Raw genomic sequence first — 26,431 nt, 5'->3', positions numbered from 1 at the left:
ATGGCACAGATCAGAATTCAGAATGTGCGCAAGGATTTCGGGGCGTTCAACGCGGTGAAGTCCTCCACCTTCACTGTCGAGGATGGTGAGTTCTTCATGCTTCTCGGTCCGTCCGGATGCGGCAAGACCACGACACTCCGCATGATGGCTGGCCTCGAGCTCCCCACCAGCGGTGAAATCTTCATCGGTGGCGAAGAGGTGGGCATGAAGCGGGCGAGCGAACGCGACATTGCCTTCGTCTTCCAGATGTTCGCTCTCTATCCGCACATGAACGTTCGCAAGAACATTTCCTATCCGCTGGTGAGCCAAGGCATGAGGAGGGCAGAGGTCACATCCCGCATTGCGGAAGTGGCAAAGATCCTCAGGATCGAGAACATCCTCGACAAGCCCGTCGGCGGCCTTTCCGGCGGTGACAGGCAGCGCGTGGCGCTCGGCCGCGCGATCGTGCGCAATCCCAAGGCCTTCTTCATGGACGAGCCGCTCGGCGCTCTTGACGCGGAGTTCCGCGAACACATGGCAGAAGAGTTGCGGGCTCTACATGACCGCATGGAAGCGACCACTGTTTATGTCACCCATGACCAGCTGGAAGCCATGCAGATGGGCGACAGGATCGTGGTAATGAATCACGGGGTTGTCGAGCAGTTCGGCACGCCCCAGCAGATCTACGACTGGCCCGCAACCAAATTTGTCGCGAAATTTATCGGTTCGCCGCCGATGAACTTCCTGGAATTCGAAGGGTCGATTGCAACTGGAGGCAACTTCGTCACACTTTCCGGGCACAAGGTCAAGGTGCCGGAATCTCGTGAAGAACGTCTGGGGAAGCTGGCAGTCGGCGTCAGACCTGAACATGTCAGGTTTGACGACAATTCGATCTATCGCGGCCGGGTTGTCGCCGTCGAATATCTCGGCACAACACAGATCGTTACGATCGATACGCCGCATGGCGAGATCAAGGCTCGAACCCCTTCAAACCAATCCGCACGTATCGACGAACTGATCGGCCTGGACTTCGATGCAAGGACGCTGACGGTCTTCGATTCGATAACCGGGAATGCACTTGTTTCCGAGGCGAACAGAGGAGTGCTGCGCCGTGGCTGAGGTGATTCTGAAGAACGTCAGCAAATCATTCGGCGGCCATAGTGCGCTGGATGACGTCTCGATGGTTATCCCCGACGGATCGTTTGTGGTCCTTCTCGGTCCGACGGGGGCCGGCAAGACGACGACATTGCGAATGGTTTCCGGGCTCGACACCCCCGACAATGGCAACATCATGATCGGCGGGCGATCGATGCGAGGGTTAACTCCAGCGCAGCGCAACATCGCAATGGTGTTCCAGCAATATTCGCTCTATCCGCATTTTTCGGTGCGCCAGAACCTGGAATTTCCCCTGAAGTCGCCGTTGCTGAAGACGCCGCAAAACATAATCGACGAGAAAGTGAGCGCAATCGCGGAAATCCTCCAGATATCCCACAAGCTCGACAACAAAGCGACTGCGCTTTCCGGTGGTGAGATGCAGCGCGTGTCGATCGGACGAGCGCTCGTCCGAAATCCGCAGATTTACCTGATGGATGAGCCTTTGAGTTCGCTGGATGCCAAGCTTCGCGCCGATCTGCGCATCGAACTCAAGAACATCCAGGCCAAATCCGGCGCGACGCTGCTCTATGTCACTCACGATCAGGTCGAGGCGATGACGATGGCAACGCATGTGGGCGTATTGCACGAAGGCAGGATGGTCCAGTTCGGCTCTCCACGGGAAATCTACGAACAGCCCGTCAGCATCTATGCCGCCACTCGGCTCGGACAGCCGCGCATTAACGTGGTTCCTGCCGAACTATTCCCCGGCGCGCCTGCCAGGGCAAAGTCGATGGGGTTGCGACCGGAACATATCGATCAGGGGGATGGCCAGGATGCAACGGTAATCCGTGTCGAACATCTCGGCGATCAGACCCGCCTGCATCTTATGTTCAGGCAACACACCCTGATCACCGTCACCGACGCCCACACTAAGCTCAAGGCCGGCGAAACCATCAGGATCCAGCCAATCAAGCCGCTCTACTTCGACGCGGCCGGCACGCGTTTAGTTTAAGGGAGGCAAGAATGTCACAATTCCTCAACAGCAAGGAAAATGCAGTCACGGAAGCGTTGGAAGGCGTGTTAGCCGCGTCTGGCGGTGCACTTAGCCGACTGGATGGATATCCGCACATCCGCGTCATCGTCCGATCCGATTGGGACAAGGGCAAAGTGGCCCTCGTCTCGGGCGGTGGATCGGGGCATGAGCCTGCACATGCCGGATTTATCGGCAAGGGAATGCTAACTGCAGCCATCTGCGGCGATGTTTTCGCCTCACCAAGCGTCGATGCGATCCTCGCCGGGATACTGGCGGTCACCGGCCCGGCTGGCTGCCTCCTCATCGTGAAAAACTATACTGGCGATCGGCTTAACTTCGGGCTGGCGGCCGAACGCGCACGCGCTTACGGCTTGAACGTCAGTATGGTTATCGTCGACGACGACATCGCGCTGCCCGAACTCCCACAGGCTCGCGGGGTGGCAGGAACGCTTCTCGTCCACAAGATCGCGGGTGCCCTGGCCGAACGCAGTGCGGATCTGGACGCCGTTACCAAGGCCGCAAGCCGCGTGATCGAAAATACTGCCTCGATCGGCATATCGCTCGACACATGCACCGTGCCCGGCTCTCCCAAGGAGAACCGAATCTCCGAGGGGTATGCCGAGCTTGGTCTGGGTATTCACGGCGAAGCCGGCGCAGAGCAGATTGGATATTCGGGTGCGAAGGGCGCTGTTGCCGCGATGGTTGAGCGTCTCGCTACGTCTATGCCCGAGAAACCTCATGTGGCCCTCGTCAACAACCTTGGCGGCACGTCGATCCTTGAAATGTCGGTCGTTGTTCATGAACTCATCAAATCTATGATCGGCACAAAGATTTCGCACATCATCGGTCCGGCACCGATGATGACATCGCTCGACATGCAGGGATTTTCGATTTCGGTATTTCCCGCGGAAAAGGCTGAACTGGATTGCCTCTCTGCGCCGGTGGCCTTGCCGGCATGGCCAGGTCTTACACCCGTCAAACCGGTTTCGATCCTTCCCCTGCCTGACGGTTTGACGCCGATAGCACCTGTTCCTTCCCAGCACAAAGCCACCCGTCAGTTCCTCAATGATTGCTGCCTGCTCCTCATCGAGGCAGAAAAGGATCTGAATGCCCTTGACGCAAAGTCTGGTGACGGGGACACCGGCTCGACACTGGCAGGTGCTGCGCGCGCGCTCATCGGTGCGCTCGACCGCCTTCCACTTTCCGATCACACGCAGCTCTTCCGAGCAATGGGCCAGGAGCTCAGCCAGACCATGGGCGGATCGTCGGGGGTCCTCCTCGCTATCTTCTTTGCTGCGGCCGGGGATGGCGCTTCGAGCGGGCTGACCATGCGTGACGCGCTGAAGGCCGGCCTGTCGCGAATGCAGGAGATCGGCGGTGCGCGTCTTGGCGATCGGACAATGGTTGATGCTCTCTCGCCAGCGCTGGATGCGCTTGAACAAGGCTTTGCACCTGCAGCCGAAGCGGCGCGCGCGGGAGCAAACCTGACGGCCACGCTGCTCCATGCCAAGGCCGGCCGCGCTGCTTATGTCAATGCCAAGCAACTCGAAGGTCATGTGGATCCCGGCGCAGAAGCCGTCGCCCGCCTGTTCGAATACCTGGCCGTTCGGCCTGATTTCGAAGCCCAGTCCACCGGCGAACAATCTGCCGCGGTGCGAGTGAGAGGCTGAGTGGAGTTCATTGACTTCACACGTGAACATGGTGCGGAACGCTTGCCCGGCTTGGAAGGCAGCTGGAAGATCGGCGCGTTGCCGATCGATATCGTCGGCGTCGTTTCCAACCATTTCGATTACCAGAAGGTGGTGGTCAATCACGACATCCCCTTCCACCACATCAAGGTGACGAAGGAGAACAAGCCGAAGGCCGAAGCTCAGCTGATGGACCTGATTGAGACCAGCGGCACGGAACTCGTCGTGCTGGCCCGCTACATGCAGGTGCTTTCCGACGAGATGTGCCGCAAGATGTCTGGCAAGATCATCAATATCCACCACTCCTTCCTGCCGAGCTTCAAGGGCGCCAACCCCTACAAGCAGGCCTATGAGCGCGGCGTGAAGCTGATCGGTGCAACGGCGCATTATGTCACCGGCGATCTCGACGAAGGCCCGATCACCTGATCCGGGACATCTGTCTCAGATGTCCTTTGCCAGACGCAGCGCATCGTAGATCGCCGCATGGGTGTTGCGTGCGGCCACGGCATCGCCGATCCGGAAGAGCCTGTATGTGCCGGCCGGGTTGCGTTCGACTGTCTGGGCCGCTCCCGCAAGCAGAGCGTCGTAGGAGGTTTCGCCAAGGTTTTTCGAGCCGGGTTTCAGCTCGAAATAGAGCTCGTCCAGCGGCACCGTGCCGTGATTGACGACGATCTGGTCCACGTTCCTTGATTTGGCCACGCCGCCATAATCGCTGCCGACATGGGCGATGAGCTGGTTGCCGTTTCTTTCCGCCGCTTCCAGCCGGTAGGTAACGGTGAAGGTGACATCGAGTTTCTGCAGCGCGCGCATATAGGGAACGAGGTTCATGGCCATGACTTCAGGCGCGAAGGCGCGGTCCGGCGTCATGATCTCGACCTTCGCGCCCGCCTTTGCCAGACATTCGGCGGCCTGCAGGCCGGCATGATCGCCGGCATCGTCGAAGACCAGCACATTCGTGCCCGGTTTGACGTCACCGGAAATGATGTCCCAGGCGGAAACGACAAGGTCGTTGCCCTTTGAAAGCAAGTCGGTATGCGGCAATCCGCCGGTGGCGATGATGACCACGTCGGGGTTTTCCGAAAGGACCGTGTCGGCTTCCGCCCAGCTATTGAAATGGAAGGTGACGCCGAGCCTTTCGCACTGGCTCATGCGCCAGTCGATAATGCCTATCATTTCGCGGCGGCGCTCGCTTTGAGCGGTCAGGCGTATCTGGCCGCCGGCATCGTTCGCAGCCTCGAAGACGACAACGTCATGGCCGCGTTCGGCGCAGACACGCGCTGCCTCAAGCCCGGCCGGACCGGCGCCGACGATGACCACCTTGAGGCGCTGCGCCGCTTTGGTGATCTCGTGCGGCATGGTTTCTTCACGGCCGGTCGCCGCATTGTGGATGCAGAAGGCGAGACCGCCCTGGTAGATACGGTCGAGACAATAATTGGCACCGACGCAGGGGCGAATATCCTCCTCCCGTTTTTCCATGATCTTGCGCACGATATGCGGGTCGGTCATGTGCGCCCGCGTCATGCCGACCATGTCCACCTTGCCGGAGGCGATCGCATGGCGGGCGGTTGCGACGTCCTGGATTTTGGCGGCATGGAAGGTCGGGAATTGGGTTGCCGCGCGGATTTCGCCGGCAAAATCGAGATGTGGCGCATTGGCCATGCCCTGAATGGGAATGACGTCGGTCAGGCCGGGGTCTGTGTCGATATGGCCCCTGATGACGTTGAGATAGTCGATCAGGCCGCTGTCCCTCAGCCGTCTGGAGATTTCGAGACCCTCTGCCTTGCCCGTGCCGCCCTCGAGACATTCATCGGCGGTATAACGGATCCCAAGGATGAAATCGTCGCCCACGCGTTTTCGCATCGCCTTGAAGACGTCGAAACAGAAACGCATGCGGTTGTCCAGCGAGCCGCCATAGGGTCCGTCAAGCTCGTTGGTCAGCGGGGAGACGAACTGGTCGATGAGATGGCCATAGGCCTCCAGCTCCACCCCGTCCATGCCGCCGGCCTTCATGCGTTCCGCGGCATCGGCGAAGTCCTTGATGACGCGCTCGATATCCCAATCCTCGATCTTCTTCGGGAAGGCGCGGTGTGCCGCCTCCCGCTGGTGGGAGGGGGCGAGCACCGGCAGCCAGTCGCCCTTGTCCCAGCGGGTGCGACGGCCGAGATGGGTCAGCTGGATCATGATTGCCGCACCCTGTTCATGCACGGCGTCGGTCATTTCCCTGATCCAGGGAACGATTTCATCCTTGTAGGCGAGCAGATTGTTGAAGACGGGCGGGCTGTCCCGGGAGACGGCGGCGGAGCCCGCCGTCATCGTCAAGGCGACACCGCCTTTTGCCCGCTCCACCGTATAGGCGCGGTAGCGCCCCTTCGGCATGCCATCCTCGGGATAGGCGGGCTCATGCGAGGTGACGATGATGCGGTTTCGCAGGGTGAGGTGTTTCAGCTGGTAGGGCTGAAGAAGGGGATCATTCGACATACGCCATGCTCCACAGACGTTTCATGGGAGGAGGCTAAGCGGGAATGTACATACGTGTCAATTAAGAAAACACAGGTGTTTATCACTTCGACATAGCTGGACATTCACCTTGTCGCGCCTGGGCCGATTTGATAGGAAATCATCATGGAAGCGACATTGAACGAGACAGGCTGGCGCGGTTCGTATGAGGGGTGGCTTGAGGCCGCCTATCAGGCCCTGCTGGAATCGGGTGTGGATTCCGTCAAGATTCTGCCCCTAGCGAAAAAGCTCAACCTGTCGCGCACGAGCTTCTACTGGTTCTTCAAGGACAGGGAGGAGCTGCTCTCTGCGCTGCTCTCACGTTGGCGGGAAAAGAACACCGGCAGTATAATCAGGCAGTCGGAGGCCTATGCCGAAACGCTCGTCGAAGCCATGCTGAATATCTTCGACTGCTGGCTGGACCCCTCGCTTTTTGACAGCCGCTTTGAATTTGCGGTTCGAAGCTGGGCCCTTCAGTCGAATGAGATTCTCGCGGAGGTCGGCAAAGCCGACGATATGAGGATGGCGGCGCTTTCACGGATGTTCATGCGTTTCGGCCATGGTGAAACCATGGCGGATGTGCGTGCCCGCACCACCTATCTCGTGCAGATCGGCTATATTTCCATGCAGTTAGAGGAAGATGTGGCGGTGCGGATGCAGAGGATTCCTGACTATATTGCGATCTATACCGGCGAGGTGCCGCAGCAGCGCGAGCTCGACCGGTTTTATGCGAGACATGATTACAGGCAGGGTTCGTAGGCTGAGAGCCTGTTTACCGGAAACGTCTGTTGCGGCGCTGCCCCAGCCATGTAGAGAATGACGCACCGACCCTCTGGCTTCCTGCAATGTAGCTGCAACATTCACCGACCAGTGGTGGGAATGGCAAGGGTCCATCTTGAGGAACGTCATTGCGCATCTTGCTTCTTGAGGATGAACCTGAAATGGCGCGCGCGCTTCTGGAGGCCTTGCGCCGGCGGGATGTGCTTGCCGATCATGTCAGCACCATCAGCGACGCCGATGCCCTTGCGCGGGACGGCTCTTACGATGTCCTGGTTCTGGACCGCCGTCTTCCCGATGGTGAGGGGCTGAATCTTGTGGCTTCGCTTCGCCGCAGCAAAAATTCCGTGCCGATCCTTGTTCTGACCGCGCTCGGAAATGTCGATCACCGTGTCGACGGGCTGGATGCCGGGGCGGATGATTATCTTGCCAAGCCCTTTGCGATCGAAGAATTGCTCGCCCGGCTCAGGGCTCTCCACAGGCGCGGACCCTCGCTTGCCGACAAATATACGCGGTTCGGAAATCTGGGCATTGATCCGCGCAGCAATGAGGTCAGCGTTGCAGGTTCCAGTATCGAATTGCGGCGGCGGGAATATCTGGTACTGGAGGCCCTGATGCGGCGTCCGAACCGCATCGTCACGCGGTCGAGCCTGATCGAGGCCGTTTATACGCTCGATGACGAGATCGAGTCCAATGCTCTCGATGCGCATATTTCCCGCATCCGCAAGAAGCTGGCGCAGGCGGAAGCGACGGTGGAGATAAGAGCCGTGCGCAATATCGGTTACCTCGTCCGGTTGAAGACATGAAGAAGACACATGATCGATCCCTGCGATGGGGGCTGATGAAGCGTCTTTTCGCCTTGCAGGCCTTCCTGCTTCTCCTCTTCGTCATCCTTCTCATCGGCTGGATATGGATCATTGATCCGCGCCTCGAAGGCGCGAATGAAGAGGCTGCCCGCATCGTCGCGGAGAGCGTGACAAAAGATGCACAGGGCAGGCCGCAACTGTCGCTGACGCCGGAACTGGCGGAGCTGAAACGGCGCTATCCGAATCTCTGGTTTGTGGTGCGGGACACCGATGACATCGTGTTGCAATATGGTGTTGTTCCGGCGTCTGCCCTGTCGGCGGCCTTTCCCTGGAGTTTTGACCGCGCGCGGCTGGAGGCGGCCGGTACAGTGCGCGCCACCGTGGAAAACCGCGATACATCCGCTGGGCGGCTTCAGTTCATTGCTGGAACAGAAGAGGGAATCCTCAATGAAGGCCTGAGTATCTGGATCAATGTTCAACTCGATCTGGAAAAGGATGCCGAGGGCGCCATTCGCTGGCTGACCGTGCTGCCGGCGCTGGGCCTCATTATCCTTATCGCCGTCGTGCCGATGCTGATCCTGACGGGCATCGCGACGCTGCTCGTGACCCCGAGGGCGGTCGGGCGATCCCTAAGCGGACTGATGGAGACGGTGAAGCAGGCGCAGTCCATCGATTTTGATAACCGTTCCGCCCGCATCGACCGTTCGAAAGTCCCCCTTGAAATCATCCCGCTGGTGGATGCCTTCAATGTTGCACTTTCGAAGCTCGATGACGGGTATAATCGCCGTAACCGCTTTCTCGCGGATGCGGCGCATGAACTGAGGACGCCGATCGCAATCGTGCGGACCAGAGCCGATCTTTTGCCCGATGACGCACTGAGCCGTCAAATCCGGGCGGATATCGATCGCCTCACCCGTGTTGCGCACCAGCTGCTGGAAATGCAGGCGGTGGGCGCAGTGGAACTGCCGGCGGAGCCGCACGATCTCAATAAGCTTGTCGAGCGCGTTGCGACCGATCTCGCCCCGATTGCGATGGATGCTGGTTACGAGTTCGACTTCGAGCCAAGCGTGGGTGCCGCCATCTTCACTGTGCAGGCGTCGATCATCGAGATGGCGGTCGTCAACCTCGTTCGCAATGCGATCGATCATGCCGGCGGCAGGGGCGCAATCACGATCCGGATTGACGCGGCAGGCGCCATCGAGGTCTGTGACGAAGGGCCGGGCATACCTGTTCCCGAGCGCGGGCAGGTATTCGAGCCATTTCATCGCATCAACACGAATTCGCCGGGCGCTGGCCTTGGGTTAAATCTGGTCCAGAAGGCCGCCGAGCTTCATCGTGGCCGTGTTCTGTTTCTTGATCTCAATCCCGGCTTCTGCGTTCGGCTGGAAATCCGTTCGGTCGTATCGAAAGCAGTCGCGCCCGGTAATACTTAAAATATAGTTAAAGAAAATCGTCTAATTATATTAAATAAATCAAATATTTATAGTCAAACTGGTTGCGTGCAATGCAGGCGTAATTCTCGCGCGGAAAATGCCCGTATCTGCTGAGCTCATCCGCATGTCATGCCGATCGGGCGCAGGAGACGAACGGGAACCGGCTTCCGGTTCTTCAACGCGAACTGAAACCTTGCGGGCGCCAGGCCTTGGCGCAGCGGTTTCGTCTGGAGTCATTCATGTCGATCATCAAGAAATCGCTTGCCGCCGTGACTATCGCCGTTGCGGTTGCGAGCAATGCCTATTCCGCCGATCTTACCAACTACAATACGCAGCAATCTTTCGACTACGGCAATCAGCCGGCTTTCTCATGGAGCGGAGCCTATGTCGGTGCCCATGGTGGCGTCGCCTCTCCGAAATTCAGTCCACTGGCCAGCGGTCGTGGCCTGACGGGTGGCGTTCAGGCGGGCTATAACTTCCAGTTCGGCTCCGGCGTCGTCGGTGCGGAAGTGGAAGGCTCCTATCTCGGAAACGATGCGCGTGTGCCGAACGGCCGGTTGCGTGAGCGTTTCCGGGGTGCGGCCAAGTTAAAGGCCGGCGTGGCGCTCGATCACACGCTTCTTTACGGCACTGCCGGCCTGACCACGACGAAGTTTAAGGATGGCAATGGCGTGACGGGTCCCGACGGCTGGAAACAGGGGTATCTGGTCGGCGCCGGCGTCGAACAGAGCTTTGGCGGCGGCCTGTCGGCTAAGTTTGAATATAACTATGTGAGCACGGGAAATGTGGCCACCACGACATCCAGCGGCCGGTCGAAGACCGATGTCAGCGATCATGTCATCAAGGCCGGTCTGAACTATCGCTTCTGATCGGCCGCTTCCATGAAGGCTTCCAGGGAGAATTCAAAAAATACCGCCGCTTTTAACGTGGAAGCGGCGGTAGAACGGCGCGTAGCGCGAAACAGGCGGGCGGCGACGGACCGAAATCCGAGATCCGGAAAGGATTATTCGCATTCGAGCGAAGGCTGCCGGAAGCTCGTCACATACCATTCGCTGCCGGAATTGCGGGTGTAGAACGTATAATAACAATCGATGCGCTCGATATAGCCAGGTGTTTCGGACACTTCGTAACGTTCGCCACGCCGTGTCGTCCGCACTTCGCCACTCGATGAACCGGCGACGGCCTGTGTCTTGTTCTTGCGCCATTGATAGGCCTGCTGGCCGGGGCCGAGGCTGTAGATATTGTCCGGCGGGCCGTAATCCAGCATCACGCTGGTAATGGGCGCGCCGATATAGCTTTTCATGACGGTAGAAGCGCAGGCCGCGAGCAGCAGCGATGCGCCGGCGACGAGGAAGATTGCTGCCGGGGCGGCCGCTGACGATCTCTCAGGCATGGGGTTCCTTTCATCCGCGTGAGGTTTCGCAAGGATAGGAATCGGCCATTGCAGATACATTGCATGCAAAGCCCCTGGAGGGCTTTGGCTTGCTGTTCCCGGCTCCGGCGACAGCAGTCGCCCTGACGCCGCTTCTCAGAGACCGGCGATATTGAGGCCGATATGGCGCAGGATGCTTTTGAAAAGCTTCACCTCGCCGGGGTCAAGGCCTTCGATCGCGGTTTTTTCGAACATGGCCGCGATGGGCATGAGCTCGTCGGCAAGTTCCTCGCCCTTTGTCGTCAGGGTAATGCACACGATGCGGGCATTGTCGGCCGGCCGCTCGCGGCTAACGAGATTGCGCCGCACCATCAGCCCCACCAGTCGCGAAAGGGTGGAGATTTCCACCGACACCATGTCCGAAAGCTCGGTCAGCGTCTTGCTTTCCTGCTGCCTGAGCGTCGCCAGCACGCGGTACATGGGTAGCGTGATGTCATAGGAGGTCAGTCTCACGGAAAAACGCTCGCCCAGCCGAACGCCCACCCAGTTGAGCAGGTAGGGTACCGAGTCGGTGAACTGATAAGACACGAGCAAATCCCCGTTTGAGAACCATCCGCGCAGATGCTGATGTGCGCCTATCGGCTGTACCGGCACAATCCATCCGTTTCAATAGCTTCGCTCCAAAACGCCGGGGAATGGCAGGGTTCCCGGCAATATAAAATGACGAAAAACATTTGCATTGACAAATGTTGCAAATGAAACTAAAAAAGTTTTCAGGATTTGGGAGGATCTCATGACATCAGCATTGTTTGGCCTGAGCGGCCTAGCGCCTGAAGGCGTCGGCCAGAATTTCCGTTCGACGATGCGCCGTTTTCCGGCAACCGTGACGGTCATTACCGCCTGCGCCGCCGGTGATCAGCGCGATCACGGCATGACGGTGACGGCTGTCACCTCGGTTTCGATGGAGCCGCCGTCTCTGCTGGTCTGCCTGAATAATCGTACCCTGCTGCATGAATTGCTGCTGTGCCGGCCCGATTTCATCGTCAACGTGCTGACGCAGGATCAGATCGCGCTTTCGGATGGCTTCAGCGGCAAGCTGCCGCCGGAGGAGCGTTTCCGTGACGGCAGCTGGCAGCGCCACGATAATGGCGTTCTTTACCTGCCGACGGCCCATGCCGCCATCGCCTGCCGCCGGGTTGCGGCCATGCCCTATGGAACCCATACCGTCTTCATCGGGCAGGTGGTTTCGGCCGATGTCAGCGAGACGACACGGCCGCTGCTTTACGAAAACGCCCAATATTGTGCCGTAAGCCCCGCGCACGAACCCGTCTGAATTTCAGCGCTCAGATCATTCCCGCAAGGAGACAATCATGAACGACATGAGCCATGCGCCGCTGCCGGTGCAAACGAAACCGCATGTCCGCCTCGCCAGCCGCGTTGCCGGCATAGCCGATCTCTTCCGTTCAAGCGCGAGGCAGACGGAGGAGGCGCGGCGCGTGCCTGCCAGCCATATCGAGGCGCTGCGTGGCATCGGTTATTTCGATATCGTCAAGCCCCGCGCCTTCAACGGCAAGGGTGGCGATTTCGCCGAGCTGGTGGAAGCCAATATCGAGCTTTCGGCGGCCTGTGCGTCGACGGGCTGGGTCGCCGGCCTGCTCTCTGCCCATCAATGGCTGCTGGCGATGTTTCCGGAACAGGCGCAGGCCGATGTCTGGGGTGAAAATCCCGATGCGCTGCTGTGCGGTTCCTATGCGCCGGTGAAGATGGCGGAGGCTGTCGATGGCGGTTATCGCCTCAGCGGCAAATGGGCCTTCGCCTCTGGCTGCGAGAACGCACAATGGTCTCTCTGCGCCGCCATTCTGCCGCCGAAGGGTGAAGGAAAGCCGGTTCCCGCCTTTCTGCTCGTTCCCGCCAGCGAATATGTGATCGAAGACACCTGGCATGTTGTGGGGCTGGCCGGCACGGGATCGAAGACGCTGGTTCTCGATGACGTCTTCGTGCCCGAACACCGGGTCCTGACCTTTCCGGACGCCACCAGCGGCTGCACGCCCGGTGGACGATATTATGCGGAAGAGAGCCTGTTCAACATGCCGCTTCTGACCGGCATTCCCTCCTGTCTTGCGGCGGCCGGTGTCGGCGCGGCTAAGGGGGCGCTTGCCGCCTATGTCGATCATGTCGGCGGTCGGGTCACGCGCGGCGCGGTGGCGGGCGGCAATAACCGCATGGCGGAATTCCCGACCATCCAGCTGCGCGTCGCGGAAGCGGCGGCAAGTGTTGACGCAGCTTGCGAAATCCTGCTGCGCGACGTCTCGCGGGCACAGGCGCTGGCGCAGGCCCGGATCGATGGCCGTGCGGAATTTACCGTGGATGATCGCCTTCTGAGCCGTCGCGGCCAGTCCTTTGCCGTGTCTCTCTCGTTGCGTGCGGTACAGGCGCTGAACGATTCCACCGGTGGCGTCGGGCTCGATCTGGCGAACCCCGTGCAGCGCGCCTGGCGGGATGCCAATGCGGTTGGCCGTCACATCAGCATGAACTGGGATGCCGTCGGCACCATGATTGGCCAGAGCATGCTCGGCCTCGAACCAAAGGGCCAATTCTGATCGCCACTCAGGCGGCAAACCAGCAGCGAAATTTGGAGGAAACTACATGCAAGGCAAGGTCGCTCTCGAGGAGCATTTCGCAATCCCGGAAACACTTCAGGATTCGGCCGGTTTCGTGCCCGGCGATTACTGGACGGAACTGCAGCACCGCCTGCTCGACATTCAGGATACGCGCCTGAAGCTGATGGATGCGCATGGCATCGAGACCATGATCCTGTCGCTGAACGCCCCGGCGGTGCAGGCCATTCCCGACAAGACCAAGGCGATCGAGATCGCGCGGCGCGCCAATGACGCGCTGGCCGAAGAATGCGCCAAGCGGCCGAATCGTTTTCTTGCCTTCGCCGCCCTGCCTTTGCAGGATCCGGATGCGGCGACGCAGGAATTGCAGCGCTGCGTCAACGATCTCGGTTTCGTCGGCGCGCTCGTCAACGGTTTCAGCCAGGAGGGCGACGGCCAGATCCCGCTTTATTACGACCTGCCGCAATATCGCCCCTTCTGGGGTGAGGTCGAAAAGCTCGACGTGCCGTTTTACCTGCATCCGCGCAATCCGCTGCCGCAGGATTCGCGCATCTATGACGGCCATCCCTGGCTGCTCGGCCCCACCTGGGCCTTTGCGCAGGAAACGGCCGTGCATGCGCTGCGTCTCATGGCATCGGGCCTGTTCGATGAACATCCGCGCCTCAACATCATTCTCGGCCATATGGGCGAGGGGTTGCCCTACATGATGTGGCGTATCGACCATCGTAATGCCTGGGTGAAGCTGCCGCCGCGTTATCCGGCCAAGCGCCGTTTCGTGGATTATTTCAACGAAAACTTCCACATCACCACCTCGGGCAATTTCCGCACCCAGACGTTGATCGATGCAATTCTGGAAATCGGTGCGGATCGCATCCTGTTCTCCACCGACTGGCCCTTCGAGAATATCGACCACGCTTCCGACTGGTTCCATGCGACGAGCATTGCCGAGGCCGACCGGGTGAAGATCGGTCGTACGAATGCGCGCCGCCTGTTCAAGCTCGACGGGCGCTGAACCATGCAGTCTTTCGTCTATATGGCTGCGCCCGCCCGCATCGTCTTTTCGGCGGGCAGTTCGGCTGATGTGGCGGAGGAAATCCGCCGCCTCGGCCTGTCGCGGGCGCTGGTGCTGTCCACGCCGCAACAAAAGGGCGACGCCGAGGCGCTGGCGTCCAGGCTTGGTCGGCTCGCGGCGGGCGTCTTTTCCGAAGCGGCCATGCATACACCGGTGGAAGTGACGAAAACGGCGGTTGAGGCCTATCGCGCTGCGGGTGCGGACTGTGTCGTCTCTTTGGGTGGCGGTTCCACCACCGGTCTCGGCAAGGCGATTGCGCTGCGATCCGATGCGGCGCAAATCGTCATACCCACGACCTATGCCGGCTCAGAAGTCACACCCATTCTCGGCCAGACGGAAAATGGCGTGAAAACCACCATGCGTGGGCCGGAGATCCTGCCGGAGGTGGTGGTCTATGATGCGGAACTGACGCTCGGACTGCCGGTCGCCATCAGCATGACGAGCGGGCTCAACGCCATGGCCCATGCGGCGGAAGCGCTTTATGCGCGGGATCGCAACCCCATCGCCAGCATGATGGCGGTGGAAGGGCTGCGGGCAATGATCGAAGCGCTTCCAGTCATTCGGCAGGCGCCACACGATATCGGCGCGCGTGAAACGGCACTTTATGGCGCGTGGCTCTGCGGCACCGTGCTGGGTGCGGTCGGCATGTCGCTGCATCACAAGCTTTGCCACACGCTGGGCGGTAGTCTCGATCTGCCGCATGCGGAAACCCATGCGGTGCTTCTGCCGCACACCATGGCTTATGTGGAAGAGGCCGCGCCGGATTTGCTCGCGCCATTAGCTGCGCTGGTTGGCGGCCGGGCCGGGGCGGGACTTTTCGATTTTGCCGCGCGGCTCGGCGCACCTTCGAGCCTGGCGGCCCTTGGCGTCGGGGCTGACGATCTCGGCCCCATGGCCGAGCTTGCGACGGCCAATCCTTACTGGTGCCCGCGGCCGATTGAAAAAACCGCGATCCGCGACCTGCTGCAGCACGCCTTCGAGGGCGCGCGGCCAGCGTGATGGGAGGAAGACATGATGCATAGGAAGATGACCGTTGACGACGGCTATTTCGTCGAAGAGCGCTCCGCGGAAACCGTGATTGCCCGCATGCGTGATTGTGACGATCCGCGCCTGAGGGAGATCATGGCGGTCGTGACCCGCAAGCTGCACGAGGCGGTGAAGGAAATCGAGCCGACCGAGGAGGAATGGATGAAGGCCATTCATTTCCTCACCGAGGTCGGCCAGATCTGCAACGAGTGGCGGCAGGAATGGATCCTGTTTTCCGATATTCTCGGTGTCTCCATGCTGGTCGATGCCATCAACCACCGCAAACCGAGCGGCGCGTCGGAATCCACCGTGCTTGGCCCCTTCCATGTGGCCGATGCGCCGGAAATGCCGATGGGCGCCAATATCTGTCTCGATGGCAAGGGTGAGGACATGGTCGTCACCGGCCGCATTCTCGATACCGAAGGCGCACCGATTGCCGGCGCACGTATCGATGTCTGGCAGGCCAATGACGAAGGCTTTTATGACGTGCAGCAAAAGGGCATCCAGCCCGATTTCAACCTGCGCGGCGTCTTTATTACCGGCGAGGACGGGCGATACTGGTTCCGGGCGGCGAAACCCAAATATTACCCGATACCGGATGACGGCCCGGTGGGGCGGCTGTTGCGGGCGATGGGGCGGCATCCGTACCGCCCGGCGCATCTGCACTACATTGTTTCGGCCGAGAATTTCACCACGCTCGTTACCCATATTTTTGATCCCGACGATCCCTATATCCGGTCTGACGCGGTGTTCGGCGTGAAGGAAAGCCTGCTGGCGAATTTTGACCGGGTGGAGGATCGAGAGAAGGCGCAGGAGCTTGGTTTTGCCGGCGACTGGTTCTGGTCCGTGAACCACGATTTCGTGCTTGCCCGATGAACGGCGGCAGCGATCAATCCCGGCTTTACGTGCGGTTTGCCGAAAGCGATCCCAATGCGACGGAGCAGCGGGTGGCGCAGTTGGAGGCGCACAAGGCCCATTTGCGCAATGGCGAAGCGAAGCCCGAGGGGTTTCGTATCCTGGTGTCCGGTCCGATGAGCGCTAGTGACGGTGGTCCGCCCGCGGCGCTCATCATCGCCGAGGCGCATTCTCTTGAGGATGTCATCGCCTTCAGCGACGCCGATCCCTTCGTTGTTCACGGGGTCTATAATCGCATTCGTATTTTGAACTGGACGCCGACGTTATCGATGATTTCCGGGCTGAAATCCCGCTGATTTCAGCCATCGCAGGGCGATTGACTTCTATCAATATTTCATTTGCAATTTTTGCAAATGCAACATTTAATTTATGGTGAGTGATATCGGCGACGTGTGGCTTGACAGGAGCAAGGCACATATCAGGGTGGAGCCCGCCGGACACTCACGGAGGATAATGCAGGGACGGGGAGACGCTGATCCATACCGGATGGCGCGTTCGTGCGTGAAAGGGAGGAATATGTCCACGAATTATCTGAGCGCCGCTTCAGTGCGGACAAAGAACCCGGCCGGCGTCATCGCGACATGCGGCCTGATGATCATGTTCGACGGTTACGATCTGGTCGTTTATGGCGCGGTCGCCCCGGCGCTGCTGAAAGAAAGCACCTGGGCGCTTAACCCGGCCATGGTCGGGCGCGCCGCCGCCTTGACGCTGGTGGGCATGCTGCTCGGCGCACTGTTTGCCGGCACTATGGCCGACCGTATCGGCCGCCGGAAGGTGGTTCTCTTAAGCCTCGCCGGATTTTCGGCGATGATGATCGCCTCGGCCATGACGCCGAACTTTCTCGCCTTCGAAATCACCCGCTTTTTTGCCGGCCTCGGACTTGGCGCGCTGTTGCCGACGGTTACCGCGCTGGTGCTGGAGTTTTCGCCGCCGCAACGCAGGGCGCAGGCCAATTCCCTGTCCTTCCTCGGTTATCTCATCGGCGGCATCATTTCCGGCATCCTGGGCATGCTGCTTCTGGAGAGTTATGGCTGGCGGCCATTGATGCTGATCGGCGGCCTGCCGCTCATCCTGCTGCCGATCTTCATGCGCTTCCTGCCGGAATCGCCGGAGTGGCTGGCGAGCAAAGGCCGGCAGGCGGAGGCCGACGGCATTTGCGACAGTTATGGTCTGCAACGCATCGTACCCCATGCAAAAATGCAGAAGGGTGGCGTCGGCGCGTTGTTTTCCGAAGGCCGGCTGGCTTCGACGCTGAATGCCTGGGGCATTCACTTCTGCTCGCTGCTGCTCACCTTCGGCATGGTCAACTGGTTGCCCACCATCATGAACAAGATGGGTTATGACATCAGTTCGGCGCTCAGCTTTTCCGTCATGCTCAATGTCGGCGCCGCCATCGGCATCCTTATCGGTGGACGCTTTGCGGATAAGGGCAACGTCAAGGTGGTGGTGGCGATCCTGTTTGCCGTCGGCGCCGCATCGATCTTCGCCCTGACTGCCAACAAGGGACCGCTTCTTTATGTTTTCGTGGCGCTTGCGGGTGCCGGAACCATCGGAACGCAGATTCTCGCCAATGTCCTGGTAGGACGGCTTTATCCCGTCCATATTCGAGGCACTGGTCTCGGCTTTTCGCTGGCGGTCGGGCGGCTTGGCGGCATTGCTGGGCCGATGATCGGCGGCCTGGTGCTGCAAAGGGGTCTGGCGCCGGAGTGGAATTTCTACATTTTTGGCTCGGTCGCGGTCGTTGGGCTGATGCTCACAGTGTTGACCCTGCTTTACCGCACATCGGGCGACGCACGGGTTTGATAACAGGCTATGGCCGCAGGATCGTGAACCTGCGGCCATCGCAAACCTAATGCGGCAGGACATGCGGTCTCAGAAAAACAATCCGTCAGCCCCTGCGTCCGCTGCGCAGTTGCGCCAGAGTGGCCAGTGTGTTGCCACTGATGGATGCGCTTCCCTGCCGGAACAGAGCGATGCGCGGGTCGGAACCGGAATTATTCGCTTCGAATGTCATGAGAAAACGATTGACCAGTTTCTCGACTTTTTTCGGATCCTGCAGATCCTTTATCTTCAGCCTTTTCTCGATCATCTTCGCCTGCGCATCAACCTTGGCATTTGCCGTTTCTGCGGGAATTCCAAGAGCTGTGCGGGTCACTTCGGACAGCGCCTTGTCTGCCAATATGTCATAAGCGCTGGAAATGCCGCCGGCCATCCGCTTGAAATAAAGCGCGAGCCGAACACCGGAATTTTCTTCTCCGGCCCGCTCCTCCAGTTTCTGTCGAACATACTTGTCCCGCGTTTCCATGAGGCTACGATTGTTCTGGATGGGCTGACGGGTTGTTGCGCTGATATTTCCCTTGGCATCGAAGTTGAAGGAGCCGGCAAGAGCGCGAAAACGAGGGTCTTTTTCCGTATTGGCGAAGCTTTTGGGGTCCTTGAGGTCGGATTTGAAAATCTTCTTCAGGTAGTCGGTCGTGACGGATTTCGGATCGATACGCTCGGCAACCAGCATGAAGTCCAGCAGGCGCCGGTCAGCGAGCAATTGATCGGCTGTCTCCAAAGTCCCCATTTTCTCGCGATAATAACCGACTTCCTTCTCTCCCTTCTCCCTGATCTTTTTATCCTTGTCCCACCGGGTGACTTCTTTCAGATAATTTCGCGAGATACGGGCTATTTCGTTCTCTGCCTGTGCGAAACGCGGCGAGCCGATCTTGCCCTGTGCATCAAAATTGAAAGCCTTGGCAAGCCGCAGAAAGCGATCGTCCTTCAGGGTGTACACATAGCTTTTGGGGTTCGACAGGTCGCTGGTGAAGACCTTTTTCAACTTGAACGTGGAGCTTTCCTCAGTGCCGATGTTGAACGCCTTCAGCGCGAAGTTGCGAATGGCAACCGCTGCCGGTGCCGCCGACAGAAAGTCATCAAGGTTTTTAGTGAGGCCGATGTAGCGCCTGTAATCCTTGATTGTCTTTTCATCCGCTGCCTCCTGCTTGTCGTCGTATCGACTGAAGTAGAGGTTCATCATCGTGCTGAGCTGACCATCGCTCTGGACCGCTTTTCCGGCCGCGACCTTGCCATCCGTGCCAAAATTAAAGGCCTTCGCCAGATCGATGAAGCCTTTGTCCTTTTCGCTATAAAGTCCGCTCTGTGGGTCTGCGGGGTTTTCCCGAAGAGCCCACTGGATTTTCTGATCGGTACCGCTGTTGTCCTGAAGATCGAAGGCGACGATCAACATTGTTCGCAGACGTGAATTGGCGGTCAGCTGTCCGGCATCCGTTACGTCTTTCATCGCCTGCACGAAAAAATCGCGGTTTAGAATCGCGCCGGTCTGCGTGACGCGGGGATTTGCCAGAACATAGTTTTCATTGGTCAGCCGCTTCTGAACAGCCGTCTGCGCTTTCGTGCCGTCATTCACAAGGCCGTCGGCGCGGAAATTAAACGTTGCCGCCAGCTCGAACAACTTGGCGGCCCCATTGATACGCTTGTTATACTGGTTGATCAGATAATCGTTTTTTTCGAGAGATGTTTTGTCGGTCGAAGGGATTTTTGTACGCTGGTCGCGCAGATCGGCAATTTTGGCCTGCCACTCTTCGAGCAGCGGTTTATAGGTGCTGTTGACGTAGCTGTCGGCCTTACTGATATCGCTGGTTAGAACACCTTTCAGATGTTTGTAGTCGAAAGTTTGGGGATCGATGCCGAAGGATTTGAAAATATAATTCCGCAGCCGCGTATTTTTGAAAATGTCATCCACCTGACCAACCTTATCGATGACAATGTTGTAATAACGCGTTTCTTCCTTCTGTTCTTCGTTCCGTTGCTTGTCTGTGTCATGATAGGCGGTAACCAACCGGTCCTGTTGAGACTTGGTCTGAACCGTTTTTTCAGTCTTGATCGTACCGAAATCAAACGCTGCCGCGAAGTCGCGGTAGCGCGTGTCTTTCAGCTTGTTAACGAAACTGTTCGGATCCTTGAGATTGCTTTCCAGCACCTTCTTCATGAAGGCGGTTGCATAGGTCATCTCTTCCAGGCCATGGGCTTTCATGGCGTAGGAATAGAGCTTGTGGTCTTTTAGAAACGCGTCAAGGCTTTTTACCTTGCCGATATTGTCGGCGTAATATTTGGCGTCGCGCGATATGATCGGATCATTCGCGACGCGTTTCAGCGACGATTCCATATTGCGATTGTAAAGGGCGTAAGTCGTATAGGCCGGCAGCACATGCGCCTCCGATAGAATTCATGCTGTATATATAAATATCTAGACTGTCCTCAATTTAACTTGTGCGTGGCTGAATTTCTCGAATTGTTACTTTTAAAATAATTTTTATATTAATAAATTATAGATTTATATTTTAGTATATTTTCCAGCATGGTCCTTTTGACAGGTTGTGCGAGATGTGGAGCCGGGTGGGAGGCGGGCATGGCTAATCCCCAACCCAAGCCTCACCGGGCAGGTTTGATGGCCATTGTCTTCGCAAGGGTCGCGGCGAAAGCATTTCCGTCTAAACCGGACGGGCTGTAGAGCAATTCCGGTAAACACCGGTTCTTCCATTGCCATAACTTTGTTTTTGCGCATTTCCGGATGCGAGACCGAGCACATTTTTGCTGGAAATGCTCTAGCGCATCATCCCTTGCGGGACACCGGCGCGATCGTCGCCATTTGCTGCAATGTCCGCTCATTGGTCCGCTTCAGGCGCGCCAGCGCATTGTCGCGGTCTTCCGGCAGCGTATAGGTCATATAGGACAGCGACGTTTCGAGGTCGTTATTGTTGTGGCCAAGAATGGCGGCGAAATAGCTGTTCTTGGTGACATGCGGCGGCGCGAAATTGTGATAGGCCACTTCGGCATAGAGGTGTCTGAGGCCATAGGGCTTGGGAAGCTCTTCCTTTGGCCAGACATCCTCGAACAGGTTAAAAACCGTGTCGCGCAGCAGCAGGCGGGTTTCCGAGGAAAAATCGTCGATCGACATGCCATGCCATAATTTTCCCTGTCCGCTTTCACGCAGGCGCTTATAGGCAGCCAGCACGGTTTCGGAGCGCGTCAGGACCGGAATTTCATAGGTAATCCCGAATTTCGTGCCCTCACCCTGTTTCGTCTTGGCCTGACCGTTGAAAAGGATGCTCCATTTGGAAACTCCCTTGCCATAGGGGGCAGGTGAAAATTCCGCCTGGGTGAAGACTTCATAGGGTCGGCGTCCCGTCATGCCGATGAGGCCGATGCCGATCATCAGAGGATCGCTGGACTTGAGACAGTCCTCGCAGATTTTCAAAACCTGCCGGTAGTTCTCGAAGGTGATGAGCGCGCCATGCTTGTTGGCGATCTTCTCCATCTTCACCCGGCGGGCCTCGTCATACATCGCGGCATCGCCGGTGGCGATCTTCAGCATCGGATGGTCGTCACCGAAGGCTTCGCGGATGGCGTTGCGATATTTGGTGATGTAGGAAATGATCGTCGTCTGGGCGCGGCCGTTCATGATGGCGATTTCTGCGTCCCACAGAGCCTGCATGTCCTGCTTCGCGTCCATGCCGTTCATCGCGGCAATGAAATCGGCTATGCGAAGGAGAACCGTGGGTTTGCGGCCGGCGGTGTTGAACTCCGCCCGCTCGATTTTTTCGACAATCGACGTCGCCACGCCTGTCTTGGGATAATCGCCCCGGGCAATATAGGTGTTCAGCCGCTCGCGCAGCTTCTTCATGTTGCAGATGGCAAGCGGGGTGCTCTTCGGGCCGAATTCGGCCTTCAGTGCATTGCGATATTTCATGATGTAAAGTTCGAGCGTCTTTTCCGTGCGGCCATTGTCGAAATGATAGCGGACCTCGGCATCCCACAGATCGCGGATTTTCCTGTTTCGCGAAGCGTCGTCGCTTTTCATCGCCTCTTTGATCTGGCCGACGAATTGATCGATGCGTTCCACGAGGACCGGTGTTTTTGTTTTTCGTTTTGCGGCGAGCATGCGGCGGCTCCCTGAACCGGTCCGGAAATATAAAATCCATGGTTGGCGATCAACGACAGAACGGTTGCGGGAATGTGATGAACATTCGCCGCAAGCCGGTTTCTTTTGAATAATAGTTTGATCGATTCCGCAAGCTTCACTGCCAGCGGGAACTACAGGTACAGGCAGTAATATGCTGCCCGCGGCGCCGGTTGTGGCGGTTTATTTCGCCAGCCTGGTTTTCAGCGAGGTGACGATGCGTTTGGCAAGCGCTTCGTAATCCTCGTCGAAATGGTGCCCGCCTTCGATGCCGATGGTTTCGACACCCTTTGCCTTGAGGCCGGGGCAGGGATCTTCATCTTCCTCCTCGGTGCCATAAACGCATTGCACCAGCTTGGGGTCGATCTTGGCGATGTCATCGACGGTCTTGCCGCCCTTGCCTTCACCAGCCACGCCAAGCCATCCCTGAACTGAGATTTCAAAATCCACTTCATTGGAAAGGCCGAGCAGCGAAAGCTGCGCAACGGAGGATTTCACCCGGTCGGGCAGGAGATTGTAGGTGGCGGGAATGATATCGGCACCGAAGGAATAACCGATCAGAACGACATTCTTGACCTTCCATTCCTTGCGATAGGTGTCGATGATGCGGGCGAGATCGCCCGCCACCTCTTTCGGATCCTTTTCCTTCCAGAAATACCGCAGGGCATCGACGCCAATGACCGGCACACCCTGCTTCTGAAGGGCGCTGCCGACTTCCTCGTCCAGGTCGCGCCAGCCGCCATCGCCGGAATAGATCACCGCCATGGTGTCCATCACAGGTTTTGCCTCCAGAACCGTGATCGGAAGCCCGAGCGGGTTGCCGCTGTCTCCAGCCGCGTCGACCTTGTCGGAAAGGGTCTGGGTCAGCACCTCGTCCGCCTTGTCGGTAACGTCGGTCACCTCGATGTCGGAATGCAGTTTTACCAGCGCGCTGACGTGATCGCGGCCCTTCTGGTCGGCGTCAGGGGTGAAGATGACGCTGACCGGTGCCGGCAGGGCGCCGTCTGTCAGGCCATAGACGGTTTCACCGTCCACCTTGTCCTTGGTTGCCGGGGTGCAGAGAATCTTTTCCAGGGGCAGGCCCGCCTTCGGGTCCACCGCCACTGCCTCGCGGACGGTGGAAACCGGGCTTTGCGCGATCATGGCGAGCGCAAGCGTGCCGCCCTTGCCGATGCCGGTCACGATCGGCAGGCGGTAGCTGCCGGTGCCGGCGGTGCGCTGGATCTGCTGCGACAGCGACTCGATGTCCGAGATCATGTAGATGCACTCGTCGTCATCGGCTTCGAGTGCCTTCAGATATTCCTTGAAGTCGATGCCGACGACGGCGGCGCCTTTTTCGACAAGCGCCTTGGCGCGGGTCTCGTCGGCCTCCGTCCAGCCATTGGCGTCGGAAATCAGGAAGATGCTGGCCTGGATATCGCCATCGGGCACCATGATGTGGTCGGCCGGGATCATACCGGTTTCATAAGCCGGCTTATCCTGGGAAAAGGCGACAGTCGAGGAGAGTAGCGTCGAAGCGGCAATGAATGCCCCTATCAGATTGCGTTTCATCATTTTCCGATCACTCCTCTGACACCGCCGCTGATCAGAACCGTCGCATCCATCAGTGCCAGAGCGGCGTCAGCGCCGTTCTGCACAGCAAGGTAACGGGGTTCCCATTTCGGGTGGAACTTTGCCTTGAAGGCGCGAAGTCCCTTGAAGTTGTAGAAACGTTCGCCGTGCTCGAACAGCGTGCTGCCGATACGGTCCCAGACCGGCGCGGCATCGCGCTTCGACATGCCGGACATGGGCGCCATGCCGAGATTGAAGCTCTGGTAGCCCGTTTCCTTGAGATGCTGCATGATGCTGACGAACAGGAAGTCCATCGCGCCGCGCGGCGCGTCGGGCGCAAACCGCATGAGATCGATGGTCGCTTCCTTTTTGGTGTCCGTCACCATGAGGTTGGCGAAAGCGGTGATCTTGCCGTCCTTGCGCAAGACCGCGACCGGCTGCGAAAGAATGTAGGCGGGCTCGAAAGCACCGAGCGAGAAGCGTTTTTCGCGGGTATTGTGATGCTCGAGCCAACCGTCCGAGACCTGCTTCAGGTCATCGAGAACGGCTGGAACATCGGCCTTTTCGATCAATTCGAAGCTCAACCCGTCGCGTGCGCCACGGCTCAGAGACTGGCGAAGTGTCGCGAGCTTGCCGCCTTTAAGCTCGAATGCGGTGAGATCGACAAGGGCGAGCTCCCCAAGCTTGAAGGCGCGCAGGCCCGCATCGGCACAATGCGACAGAAGCGAGGGCGATATTTGATAGAAGGCCGCACGGGCTCCAGCGGAGCGGGCAGATTCCACGAATTGCCAGACGAGATCGGGGAAATCCTCCTCGTCACCGACAGGATCGGCAAAGGCGATCCACGAGCGGCCTTGAATGCCATACATGATGAAGGCATTGCCGGTTTCCGAAAACATCACATGCTTGTCGCCCATGCGCACCAGATTGGCGTCCGCGGCGTCCTGCGTCATGACGATTTCCGTTGCCTTGGCAATATCGGCGGTCTCGATAGCATCCGGGCGGAAACGGACCGGGCGCATGAGGCTGAAAATGGCGATGGTCGAGGAGGCAAGGACGAGGCCGAGAAGGGCGCGCAAGCCGCGCGGTGCTTCTTCCGAAAACTCGAACTCCCACCACAGCGTGTGGCTATAATCCGTATCGCGGTAGACGAAGAGCAGAATGGTTGCCGCCCCGGCAATGATCACCATCATCGCGGCGATCCAGCTTGGACCGAGCGCCTGTTTCACCAGCGAGGCGTGGCGGTTGAAGCTACGCATATTGAAGGCGAGCGCCACGATAAAGAGTCCGAGGAAGATCGCCTCGAAGACCGCGATGGCCTTGAGGATGGAAAGGATAAGGGCGAGGGAAGCCGCAATGAGGGCGATCCACCAGGCACCGTCCAGCCTCTGCCCGAGGCCGCGGGAAGCGACAACGAGGCCGAGGCCGAGAATGCTGGTCAGAAAGTGTGCCGCTTCGATAATCGGTAACGGCACAAAATTCGAGAGGAAATCGAGGTTGCTATCAGGCGTCGGCGTCACGCTTGAAAAAATCAGCATGGTGCCGAGAATGATGGCGAAGGTGGAGAGCAGCGGTGGGGCGAGCCTGACGGCAAGCTGGCTGATATCCGACACCACCGGCTTGGCCGCGAACTGCTTCGTTTCGGAAACGATCATGACCAGAATGGCGACCACCAGCGGCAGGACGTGGTAGATGACGCGATAAAGAACGAGGCTACCAAGCAGCTGATCGACGCTGATGGCGTTGCCGAGACCCGCGACCATGACGGTTTCGAAGACGCCGAGGCCTGCGGGGACATGGCTGAGCACACCGAGGCCGACGGCCGTTGCATAGATCGCGAAGAAGGTGGGCCAGCCGAGATGGGTTTCCGGCAATAGCACATAGAGAACGGAGGCCGATGCGGCGATATCGAAGGCCGACACCAGAAACTGACGCGACGATGTGCGGCTGTCGGGAAGGCGCAGCCGCCATTTGCCGAGCCGGATCGCCTTGCCGTTACGGCCGACATAAGCGGTGATTACGAGAATGGCGATGACGGCGAGTGCGCCGCCCCTCAGGACAAGCGGATCAAAACCGATGATCGCGGCGATGCGCGGCGCGACGATGAAGGTTGAAAGCGCGCTGACCGAAAGAAGCCCGAGGCCGAACGACAGAGTGACGAAGGCGATGACGCGGGCGATGTCTCCCGGCGAGAGGCCGAGCCGGGAATAGGCGCGGAAGCGGATGGCGCCGCCGCTCAGCGGACCGAAGCCGGCCGTATTGCCGATGGCATAGGCCGCGAAGGCGGTGGCCGCCATTGAGGGAAACCGGACTTTCTTGCCGACATATTCGATGGCATTCGCATCGTAAAAGATCAGCGCCAGAAAGCTCAGCGCCGTAAAGATGATGGCGAGCAGTACAGCGGAAAAGGACGTACCAAGAAGAGCGGCGATCACATCGTCATATCGTACTTCCGAGGTGAGACGGTAAATTGCAAACGTCATCATCACGAAGATGAGCGTGATGGCAATGGCCGTCAGATAGGGCCGGTTTCTGGCAAAAAAGCTTTCAACCGGGGATTCGATAATATCCGTCTCTGTAACTTCGCTCTTGTCTGCCATTTACT

Annotated in this window: 21 protein-coding genes and 1 pseudogene; 15 read left to right on the top strand and 7 right to left on the bottom strand. The window is 58.7% G+C overall.

Annotation, left to right across the window (positions count from 1 at the left end):
• From GSF67_RS11890 to GSF67_RS11875, 4 genes and pseudogenes are all read left to right on the top strand, one after another.
• The gene (locus GSF67_RS11890; protein WP_006313955.1) at window positions 1-1,098 is read left to right on the top strand and encodes an ABC transporter ATP-binding protein; all 1,098 of its coding nucleotides are present in this window, start codon (window positions 1-3) and stop codon (window positions 1,096-1,098) included.
• Window positions 1,091-2,086: an ABC transporter ATP-binding protein gene (locus tag GSF67_RS11885; protein ID WP_006313957.1), complete on the top strand. Its 996-nt coding sequence runs from the start codon at window positions 1,091-1,093 to the stop codon at window positions 2,084-2,086. The genes GSF67_RS11890 and GSF67_RS11885 overlap by 8 nt, the downstream gene beginning before the upstream one ends.
• Window positions 2,087-2,097: 11 nt before the next feature.
• Window positions 2,098-3,777: a dihydroxyacetone kinase subunit DhaK gene (locus GSF67_RS11880; RefSeq protein ID WP_006313958.1), complete on the top strand. Its 1,680-nt coding sequence runs from the start codon at window positions 2,098-2,100 to the stop codon at window positions 3,775-3,777.
• Between the two features lie 63 nt (window positions 3,778-3,840).
• A pseudogene (locus GSF67_RS11875) lies at window positions 3,841-4,215 on the top strand (formyltransferase family protein); the annotation flags it as partial.
• Between the two features lie 21 nt (window positions 4,216-4,236).
• Here GSF67_RS11875 and GSF67_RS11870 read toward each other — a convergent pair.
• Window positions 4,237-6,273, bottom strand: a complete 2,037-nt coding sequence (locus GSF67_RS11870) for an NADH:flavin oxidoreductase (protein WP_006312168.1) — start codon at window positions 6,271-6,273, stop codon at window positions 4,237-4,239.
• Between the two features lie 144 nt (window positions 6,274-6,417).
• Here GSF67_RS11870 and GSF67_RS11865 point away from each other — a divergent pair, with 144 nt between their 5' ends.
• The 4 genes from GSF67_RS11865 to GSF67_RS11850 all read left to right on the top strand — a co-directional run bounded on the left by GSF67_RS11865 (window position 6,418) and on the right by GSF67_RS11850 (window position 10,176).
• Window positions 6,418-7,050 (top strand): TetR/AcrR family transcriptional regulator, encoded by a 633-nt coding sequence (locus tag GSF67_RS11865; RefSeq protein WP_006312167.1) that lies wholly within the window; start codon window positions 6,418-6,420, stop codon window positions 7,048-7,050.
• 149 nt (window positions 7,051-7,199) lie between these two features.
• Window positions 7,200-7,874 carry a response regulator transcription factor gene (locus GSF67_RS11860; protein ID WP_006312166.1) on the top strand — a complete coding sequence of 225 codons (675 nt, stop codon included), beginning with the start codon at window positions 7,200-7,202 and terminating at the stop codon, window positions 7,872-7,874.
• Complete coding sequence (locus GSF67_RS11855) at window positions 7,871-9,307, top strand: HAMP domain-containing sensor histidine kinase (RefSeq protein ID WP_006312165.1); 1,437 nt, start codon at window positions 7,871-7,873, stop codon at window positions 9,305-9,307. The genes GSF67_RS11860 and GSF67_RS11855 overlap by 4 nt, the downstream gene beginning before the upstream one ends.
• Window positions 9,308-9,546: 239 nt before the next feature.
• Window positions 9,547-10,176, top strand: coding sequence for an outer membrane protein (locus GSF67_RS11850; protein ID WP_006312162.1), 630 nt, complete (start codon window positions 9,547-9,549; stop codon window positions 10,174-10,176).
• Window positions 10,177-10,310: 134 nt separating this feature from the next.
• On the opposite strand, the gene GSF67_RS11845 is transcribed toward GSF67_RS11850, so the two are convergent.
• Window positions 10,311-10,700 (bottom strand): hypothetical protein, encoded by a 390-nt coding sequence (locus GSF67_RS11845; RefSeq protein ID WP_006312159.1) that lies wholly within the window; start codon window positions 10,698-10,700, stop codon window positions 10,311-10,313.
• A 135-nt stretch (window positions 10,701-10,835) separates the two neighbouring features.
• Window positions 10,836-11,267, bottom strand: a complete 432-nt coding sequence (locus GSF67_RS11840) for a MarR family winged helix-turn-helix transcriptional regulator (RefSeq protein ID WP_006312157.1) — start codon at window positions 11,265-11,267, stop codon at window positions 10,836-10,838.
• Window positions 11,268-11,472: 205 nt separating this feature from the next.
• Here GSF67_RS11840 and graD point away from each other — a divergent pair, with 205 nt between their 5' ends.
• From graD to GSF67_RS11805, 7 genes are all read left to right on the top strand, one after another.
• Window positions 11,473-12,012 carry an FADH(2)-dependent resorcinol hydroxylase reductase component gene (graD, locus tag GSF67_RS11835; protein ID WP_006312155.1) on the top strand — a complete coding sequence of 180 codons (540 nt, stop codon included), beginning with the start codon at window positions 11,473-11,475 and terminating at the stop codon, window positions 12,010-12,012.
• 37 nt (window positions 12,013-12,049) lie between these two features.
• A complete protein-coding gene (graA, locus tag GSF67_RS11830) occupies window positions 12,050-13,279 on the top strand; it encodes an FADH(2)-dependent resorcinol hydroxylase oxygenase component (protein WP_006312153.1) in 1,230 nt (409 codons plus the stop codon).
• Between the two features lie 46 nt (window positions 13,280-13,325).
• Window positions 13,326-14,309, top strand: coding sequence for a gamma-resorcylate decarboxylase (gene tsdA, locus GSF67_RS11825; protein ID WP_006312152.1), 984 nt, complete (start codon window positions 13,326-13,328; stop codon window positions 14,307-14,309).
• Between the two features lie 3 nt (window positions 14,310-14,312).
• Entirely contained in the window at window positions 14,313-15,368 is a 1,056-nt protein-coding gene (locus GSF67_RS11820; protein ID WP_006312151.1) for a maleylacetate reductase, read from the top strand.
• A gap of 15 nt (window positions 15,369-15,383) precedes the next feature.
• Window positions 15,384-16,271 (top strand): hydroxyquinol 1,2-dioxygenase, encoded by an 888-nt coding sequence (gene graB, locus GSF67_RS11815; RefSeq protein WP_035215036.1) that lies wholly within the window; start codon window positions 15,384-15,386, stop codon window positions 16,269-16,271.
• The gene (locus GSF67_RS11810) at window positions 16,268-16,606 is read left to right on the top strand and encodes a YciI family protein (RefSeq protein ID WP_006312149.1); all 339 of its coding nucleotides are present in this window, start codon (window positions 16,268-16,270) and stop codon (window positions 16,604-16,606) included. Before graB ends, GSF67_RS11810 begins: the two co-directional genes overlap by 4 nt.
• Window positions 16,607-16,826: 220 nt before the next feature.
• Window positions 16,827-18,113, top strand: coding sequence for an aromatic acid/H+ symport family MFS transporter (locus GSF67_RS11805; RefSeq protein ID WP_006312148.1), 1,287 nt, complete (start codon window positions 16,827-16,829; stop codon window positions 18,111-18,113).
• An 85-nt stretch (window positions 18,114-18,198) separates the two neighbouring features.
• Here GSF67_RS11805 and GSF67_RS11800 read toward each other — a convergent pair whose 3' ends face one another.
• From GSF67_RS11800 to mprF, 4 genes are all read right to left on the bottom strand, one after another.
• Window positions 18,199-20,523: a DUF1217 domain-containing protein gene (locus GSF67_RS11800; protein WP_006312146.1), complete on the bottom strand. Its 2,325-nt coding sequence runs from the start codon at window positions 20,521-20,523 to the stop codon at window positions 18,199-18,201.
• A gap of 405 nt (window positions 20,524-20,928) precedes the next feature.
• Complete coding sequence (locus GSF67_RS11795) at window positions 20,929-22,257, bottom strand: telomere resolvase (protein ID WP_006312144.1); 1,329 nt, start codon at window positions 22,255-22,257, stop codon at window positions 20,929-20,931.
• Window positions 22,258-22,458: 201 nt separating this feature from the next.
• A complete protein-coding gene (gene acvB / locus GSF67_RS11790) occupies window positions 22,459-23,829 on the bottom strand; it encodes a lysyl-phosphatidylglycerol hydrolase AcvB (protein ID WP_006312143.1) in 1,371 nt (456 codons plus the stop codon).
• Complete coding sequence (mprF, locus tag GSF67_RS11785; protein WP_006312142.1) at window positions 23,826-26,426, bottom strand: bifunctional lysylphosphatidylglycerol flippase/synthetase MprF; 2,601 nt, start codon at window positions 26,424-26,426, stop codon at window positions 23,826-23,828. The genes acvB and mprF overlap by 4 nt, the downstream gene beginning before the upstream one ends.
• Window positions 26,427-26,431: the final 5 nt, after the last annotated feature.

Source organism: Agrobacterium sp. CGMCC 11546 (assembly GCF_013365515.1).
In the GTDB taxonomy this organism is placed as follows: domain Bacteria; phylum Pseudomonadota; class Alphaproteobacteria; order Rhizobiales; family Rhizobiaceae; genus Agrobacterium; species Agrobacterium fabrum.
This window is presented reverse-complemented; position numbering and strand designations above follow the sequence as displayed.

Coding starts and splice junctions, on each gene's coding strand:
- GSF67_RS11890 (WP_006313955.1), top strand. CDS start 1: ATGGCACAGATCAGAATTCAGAATGTGCGCAAGGATTTCGGGGCGTTC.
- GSF67_RS11880 (WP_006313958.1), top strand. CDS start 2,098: ATGTCACAATTCCTCAACAGCAAGGAAAATGCAGTCACGGAAGCGTTG.
- GSF67_RS11870 (WP_006312168.1), bottom strand. CDS start 6,273: ATGTCGAATGATCCCCTTCTTCAGCCCTACCAGCTGAAACACCTCACC.
- GSF67_RS11865 (WP_006312167.1), top strand. CDS start 6,418: ATGGAAGCGACATTGAACGAGACAGGCTGGCGCGGTTCGTATGAGGGG.
- GSF67_RS11855 (WP_006312165.1), top strand. CDS start 7,871: ATGAAGAAGACACATGATCGATCCCTGCGATGGGGGCTGATGAAGCGT.
- GSF67_RS11850 (WP_006312162.1), top strand. CDS start 9,547: ATGTCGATCATCAAGAAATCGCTTGCCGCCGTGACTATCGCCGTTGCG.
- GSF67_RS11845 (WP_006312159.1), bottom strand. CDS start 10,700: ATGCCTGAGAGATCGTCAGCGGCCGCCCCGGCAGCAATCTTCCTCGTC.
- graD (WP_006312155.1), top strand. CDS start 11,473: ATGACATCAGCATTGTTTGGCCTGAGCGGCCTAGCGCCTGAAGGCGTC.
- graA (WP_006312153.1), top strand. CDS start 12,050: ATGAACGACATGAGCCATGCGCCGCTGCCGGTGCAAACGAAACCGCAT.
- tsdA (WP_006312152.1), top strand. CDS start 13,326: ATGCAAGGCAAGGTCGCTCTCGAGGAGCATTTCGCAATCCCGGAAACA.
- GSF67_RS11820 (WP_006312151.1), top strand. CDS start 14,313: ATGCAGTCTTTCGTCTATATGGCTGCGCCCGCCCGCATCGTCTTTTCG.
- graB (WP_035215036.1), top strand. CDS start 15,384: ATGCATAGGAAGATGACCGTTGACGACGGCTATTTCGTCGAAGAGCGC.
- GSF67_RS11810 (WP_006312149.1), top strand. CDS start 16,268: ATGAACGGCGGCAGCGATCAATCCCGGCTTTACGTGCGGTTTGCCGAA.
- GSF67_RS11805 (WP_006312148.1), top strand. CDS start 16,827: ATGTCCACGAATTATCTGAGCGCCGCTTCAGTGCGGACAAAGAACCCG.
- GSF67_RS11795 (WP_006312144.1), bottom strand. CDS start 22,257: ATGCTCGCCGCAAAACGAAAAACAAAAACACCGGTCCTCGTGGAACGC.
- acvB (WP_006312143.1), bottom strand. CDS start 23,829: ATGATGAAACGCAATCTGATAGGGGCATTCATTGCCGCTTCGACGCTA.
- mprF (WP_006312142.1), bottom strand. CDS start 26,426: ATGGCAGACAAGAGCGAAGTTACAGAGACGGATATTATCGAATCCCCG.